Here is a 6,127-nt window from a genome sequence, read left to right as displayed (position 1 = left end):
TCACGCCCCACGCCGACACCAGGCGGAACAACGCCACCTCAAGAGCGAACAGGCCGGCCTGCGTGAACTGCGTCTGATCCAGCAGCTCACCACCCGCAAACACCACATCCCGCACCGGACGATCCAGATGCCGGTCCAGCTCCGCACACACCGCATCGAAAGCATCCGCGAACACCGGATACGCCTCATACAGCTCACGCCCCATACCCGACCGCTGCGCACCCTGACCCGAGAACAGCACGGCCGCCCGGCCTGACGAGACCGTTCCCCTGGTCGTCAGGTCACCGATGACCACCGCGCGGTGATTCATGGCCACACGCGTCGTCACCAGTGAGTACCCCACGTCCACCGGTTCGTGCTCCCGGGCGAACAGGGAGAGCCGTGCCACCTGCGCCGACAGACCCGCCTCGGACTTCGCCGACACCACCCATGGCACCACCGGCAGAGCCACCGTGGGCTCGTGGCGCTCCTCGACGACCGCCGGGGTGTGCTCGACGATCACATGGGCGTTGGTTCCGCTGATACCGAACGACGACACACCCGCCCGGCGCGCCTCGCCCGTCTCCGGCCACGCAATCGATTCCGTCAGCAGCTCCACCGAGCCTGCAGACCAGTCCACCTGAGGCGTCGGCGCGTCGACATGGAGGGTACGCGGCAGCGTTCCATGCCGCATCGCCATCACCATCTTGATGACACCGGCCACGCCGGCCGCGGCCTGGGTGTGTCCGATGTTCGACTTGATCGACCCGAGCCACAACGGACGGTCCTCCGACCGCCCCTGCCCGTACGTCGCCAGCAGCGCCTGCGCCTCGATCGGGTCACCCAGCGTCGTACCCGTACCGTGCGCCTCCACCGCGTCCACCTGCGCCGGGGACAATCCGGCGTTCGCCAGCGCCTGCCGGATCACCCGCTGCTGCGAGGGACCGTTCGGCGCGGTCAGACCGTTCGACGCACCGTCCTGGTTCACCGCACTGCCCCGCACCACCGCCAGCACCTCGTGCCCGTTGCGCCGCGCATCCGACAGGCGCTCCAGGAGCAGCATGCCCACGCCCTCACCCCAGCCGGTGCCGTCGGCGCCCGCGGCGAACGACTTGCACCGGCCGTCCGCGGCCAGTCCGCGCTGCCGGCTGAACTCGATGAAGCTGCCCGGGGTGGCCATCACACTGGCGCCGCCGGCCAGCGCCATCGAGCACTCGCCCGACCGCAGGGCCTGCGCCGCGAGGTGCAGGGCCACCAGGGAGGACGAGCAAGCGGTGTCGACCGTAACGGCAGGTCCTTCGAGTCCTAGCGTGTAGGAGACACGGCCGGATACGACGCTGCCGGAGGTACCGGTGGCGAGGTATCCCTCGACACCTTCCGGGACGGTGGCGAGCTGAGCCACGTAGTCGTGGTACATCAGGCCGGCGAAGACGCCGGTGCTCGTGCCGCGCAGTGATGCCGGGTCGATCCCCGCCGACTCGATGGCCTCCCAGGAGCCCTCCAGCAGAAGCCGCTGCTGGGGGTCCATCGCCAGCGCCTCACGCGGCGAGATCCCGAAGAAGCCCGGATCGAACTCCGCCGCGTCGTGCAGGAAGCCGCCTTCGCGGGTGAAGGAGGTGCCGGGGTTGTCCGGGTCGGGATCGTAGAGCCCTGCCACGTCCCAGTTCCGGTCCGTGGGCAGGCCGGTGATGCCCTCGTTGCCGCCGGCCACCAGCTCCCACAGCTTGCGGGGCGACTCCGCCCCTCCAGGGAACCGGCAGCTCATGCCCACGATGACGACCGGGTCGTCCTCAGTGCCGGTGGCGGTCAGGGCCGGCCGGCTGGTGGCGACTTCCGCCTGTACGCCGACGATCTCGGTCCGTACGTAGTCGGCCATCGCGTACGGCGTCGGGTAGTCGAAGACCAGCGTGGCCGGCAGGCGCAGTCCCGTGGCCGCACTCATTCGGTTGCGGAGCTCGACGGCGGTGAGCGAGTCGAAGCCCAGCTCGGTGAACGCCCGCTCAGGCTGCACCGCCTCGCCCGAGTCGTGCCCGAGGACAGCAGCCGCCTGGGCCCTGACCAGATCCTGCACCAACTGGTGCTGTTCGGCTGCGGGGAGGGCAAGGAGGGTGCGTCCGAAGGATGCGGATCGATCGGTGCCGGAGTCGGCCTGCCGCCGGTTCGGCACCCGGATCAGACCCCGCAGCATCAGCGGAGTCATCTCCGGCCGTACCCGCAAGGCAGCCATGTCGACGCGGATCGGCACCAGCACGGCCTCGTCGGCCAGGCCGCCGGCCAGGTCGAAGAGCTCGAGCCCCTGCTCCGAGGACAACGGCGTCAGACCGCCCCGGGCCATCCGCCGAAGATCACCGCTGTCCAGCTGTCCCGTCATCGCGCTGGCCTGAGCCCAAAGTCCCCAGGCCAGCGACTGCCCCGCGAGTCCTTCCGCCCGCCGGACCTCGGCCAAGGCGTCCAGGAACGCGTTCGCCGCCGCATAGTTCGCCTGACCTGCACCGCCGAACACACCGGCGGCGGAGGAGAACAGCGTGAACATCGACAGATCCATGCCACGCGTCAGCTCATGCAGATGCCACGCCGCATCCACCTTCGGCCGCAACACCGCCGCCAACCGCTCCGACGTCAGCGACGACACCACACCGTCATCCAGAACACCCGCCGCGTGCACCACACCCATCAGCGGGTGCTCGGCCTCGACACCCGCCAGCACCTCCGCCAGCGCAGCACGATCAGCCACATCACACGCCACGAACCGCGCCCGTGCACCCAACTCGGCAAGGTCCGCGACGAGCTCAGCAGCACCCGGAGCATCAGCACCCCGCCGGCTCAGCAGGAGCAGGTGCCGTACGCCGTGCTCGGCGACCAGGTGGCGTGCCACCACGCCGCCCAGCACCCCGCTGGCGCCTGTCACCATCACGGTGCCGGACAGTTCGACGAGGGCGGGTCGCTGCTCGGCAGGCAACTGCACCCGTGCCAGCCTCGGTACGAACACCTCGCCCGAGCGCACGGCAGCCTGCGGCTCGCCCGAGGCCACCACAGCCGGCAGAACCGCCTCCCGGTCCTCCTCGACGTCCACCAGGACGAACCGCCCAGGGTTCTCCGACTCGGCCGTCCGCACCAGACCCCACACGGCAGCCTGTACGGGATCGGGCGAGTCACAGAACGCCGCGCCCCGAGTCACCACCGCGAGCCGTGTATTGACGAACCGCTCGTCCGCCAGCCACTCCTGCACCAACTGCAGTGCTCGTCCCGCTACTTCATGGGTACGGGACACCACGTCCCCGGCGCCGGAGCCGGCTTCCGCGAACGACACCGCCACCACATCGGGAACCTCGTCCACAGCGGCCAGATCCGCGAACCGCTGCGTGCCGGGGAGGAATTCCGCTCCCCCGATCACGGCCCAGGTGCCCTCCGCATCCTGCGTGCCTATCGGCTTCGGGGACCATTCGACGCGGAACAGCGAGTCGGCGTGGGCATGGCTGCTTCCGCGCAGCTGTTCCGGTGAGACCGGACGCAGTGCGAGGGACTCCACCGAGGCGACGTGCGAACCGGCTCCGTCTGCCAGCAGCAGTGACGCGCCCGACTTCTCACGGCGAACGCGGACCCGCAGAAGCTGTGCTCCCACTGCGGACAGTGACACACCGGCCCAGGCGAACGGCAGGCCTACTGTTCCTGCCGTCCCCTCCGTGCCGGTGGCGGCTGCGAGGCCCATCGAGTGCAGTGCGGCGTCCAGGAGGGCTGGGTGCAGCCCAAAGCCGTCGACCTCGGCCTCGTCCGGGAGGGCCACCTCCGCGTACACGTCGTCACCCCGCCGCCACGCGGCGCGCAGCCCCTGGAACAAGGGGCCGTACTCGTACCCCGCATCGGCGAGCGACGCATAGAGCGTGTCCACCGCGACAGCTTGCGCACCCGCGGGCGGCCACTCCTCCAGGCCGTCCGTCGCAGATGCGCCGGTGGCGAGTGTGCCGCTGGCGTGCCTCGTCCATGCCTCGTCCGAAGCGTCGGCAGGGCGGGAGTACACGGTGATCCCGTGCCGGCCCGTCAGGTCGGCTGCGTCTACCGCGACCTGGATGACGATCGCGTCCTGGCCGGCGATGACAAGGGGCGCCTCGATCGTCAGCTCTTCCACGAGGTCGCAGCCGACCTGGTCAGCGGCTTGCAGAGCGAGTTCCACGAAGGCTGTGCCCGGAAGCAGGACCGAACCCCATACGGCATGGTCGGCGAGCCAGGGGTGCGTCTCGACCGAGACCCTGCCCGTCATCACCACACCATCGGTGCCGGCCAAGCCCATCGCACTGGACAGCATGGCGTGGTCGAGGGACTTCAGCCCCGCCGAGGACACGTCCACAGCGCCGTTTCCGGCAGACGGGTTCAGCCAGTAGCGCTGATGCTGGAAGGGGTACGTCGGCAGGTCGACGCGCTGAGCCCCGGAGCCTGCGAACAGGGCCTTCCAGTCGAGGCCGACCCCGTGCACGTGCGCTTCGGCGAGGGAAGTCGTGAAACGCCGGGAACCGTCCTCGTCCCGCCGAAGCGTCCCGAGCGCCACCGCATCGCTGCCGGCCGCCTCGAACGTCTCCTCCAGCCCGACAGCCAGCACCGGATGCGGACTGACCTCGACGAACACACGATGCCCGGCATCCAGCAGAACCCTGGTCGTCTCCTCCAGGAGAACCGTCCGACGCAGGTTCGTGTACCAGTACTCACCGTCCATACCGGCTGTGTCCAGGAGTTCCCCGGTCACCGTGGAGTAGAGCGGCACCTGCGAACGGCGCGGGGTCAGGTCCGCCAGCACTTCCAGCAGCCGGTCGTGGATCCGCTCCACATGCGCGCTGTGCGAGGCGTAGTCCACATCGATGCGCTTGCAGCGCACACCGTCGGCCTTGCATGCCTCCCGCAATTCTTCCAGCGCGTCGGCATCACCGGAAACAACCACCGAGGACGGGCCGTTCACCGCTGCGACCGACAGCTGACCCTCCCACCGGCCAAGCCGCTCGCCGACCTGATCGGCCGGCTCCGCCACGGACATCATGCCGCCCAGGCCCGACAGCTCCAGGATCGCCCGGCTCCGCAGCGCCACCACCCGCGCGCCGTCCTCCAGGGACAGCCCACCAGCTACACAGGCCGCAGCGATCTCACCCTGCGAATGGCCCATCACCGACGCAGGCACGACACCAGCCGCCCGCCACACCTCGGCCAGCGACACCATCACCGCCCACAGCACCGGCTGCACCACATCAACCCGGTCGAACCCAGGAGCACCCGGTTCCTCACGCAACACGCCCAGCAACGACCAGTCCGTGTGCACCGACAACGCCGCCGCACACTCACGGATCCGCTCCGCGAACACATCCGAAGACTTCAACAAGCCCGCAGCCATACCCGCCCACTGCGAACCCTGCCCCGGGAACACGAACACGGGAGCCACCGCACCATCGGCGACACCCCGCACCACACCCGGCCCGGGACGCTCCCCGGCCAACGCATCCAGTCCCGCCCGGAGCTCGTCCGAGTCCGCAGCGACGATCACCGCACGGTGCTCGAACCGCGACCGGCCCATCGCCAGCGTCTGGCCGATTCCTCCAGGCACAACCGCAGGGCCGGCAGCCATCATCTCGCTCAGGCGCGCGGCCTGATCCCGCAGCGCGCCCTCCGACTTCCCGGAGAGCACGAACGGCAGCACTGCCCCGCCCAGCGGTGAGACCTCGTCCGGCTGCGTCGCGGCACCAGCGTCAACGGGCGCCTGCTCAAGAATGACGTGCGCGTTCGTTCCGCTGATCCCGAACGACGAGACAGCCGCCCGTCGCGCGTTGCCGGTCTCCGGCCAGGCCATCGATTCGGTCAGGAGTTCAACAGACCCTGCCGACCAGTCCACCTGGGACGACGGACTGTCCACATGCAGCGTCCGGGGAAGGACGCCGTGCCGCATGGCCTGCACCATCTTGATGATCCCTGCGACACCCGCCGCCGCCTGGGTGTGACCGATGTTCGACTTGATCGACCCGAGCCACAACGGACGGTCCTCTGCCCGCTCCTGCCCGTACGTCGCCAGCAAAGCCTGCGCCTCGATCGGGTCACCCAACTTCGTACCCGTACCGTGCGCCTCCACCGCATCCACCTGCGAAGCCGACAGACCGGCATTCGCCAACGCCTG

General features: G+C 69.6%; 1 protein-coding gene. It reads right to left on the bottom strand.

What is annotated here, in order from left to right; translation table 11 throughout:
• The coding region (locus tag AB0P41_RS35840) for a type I polyketide synthase (RefSeq protein WP_365936185.1) at positions 1-6,082 on the bottom strand (6,082 nt) is incomplete at its 3' end.
• Between the last annotated feature and the right edge of the window lie 45 nt (positions 6,083-6,127).

Origin of the sequence: Streptomyces sp. NPDC079167, assembly GCF_040686735.1 — a bacterium.
Taxonomy (GTDB): Bacteria; Actinomycetota; Actinomycetes; order Streptomycetales; family Streptomycetaceae; genus Streptomyces.
The sequence above is the reverse complement of the archived record's forward strand: the minus strand, read 5'-3'. Positions and strand labels throughout refer to the sequence as shown.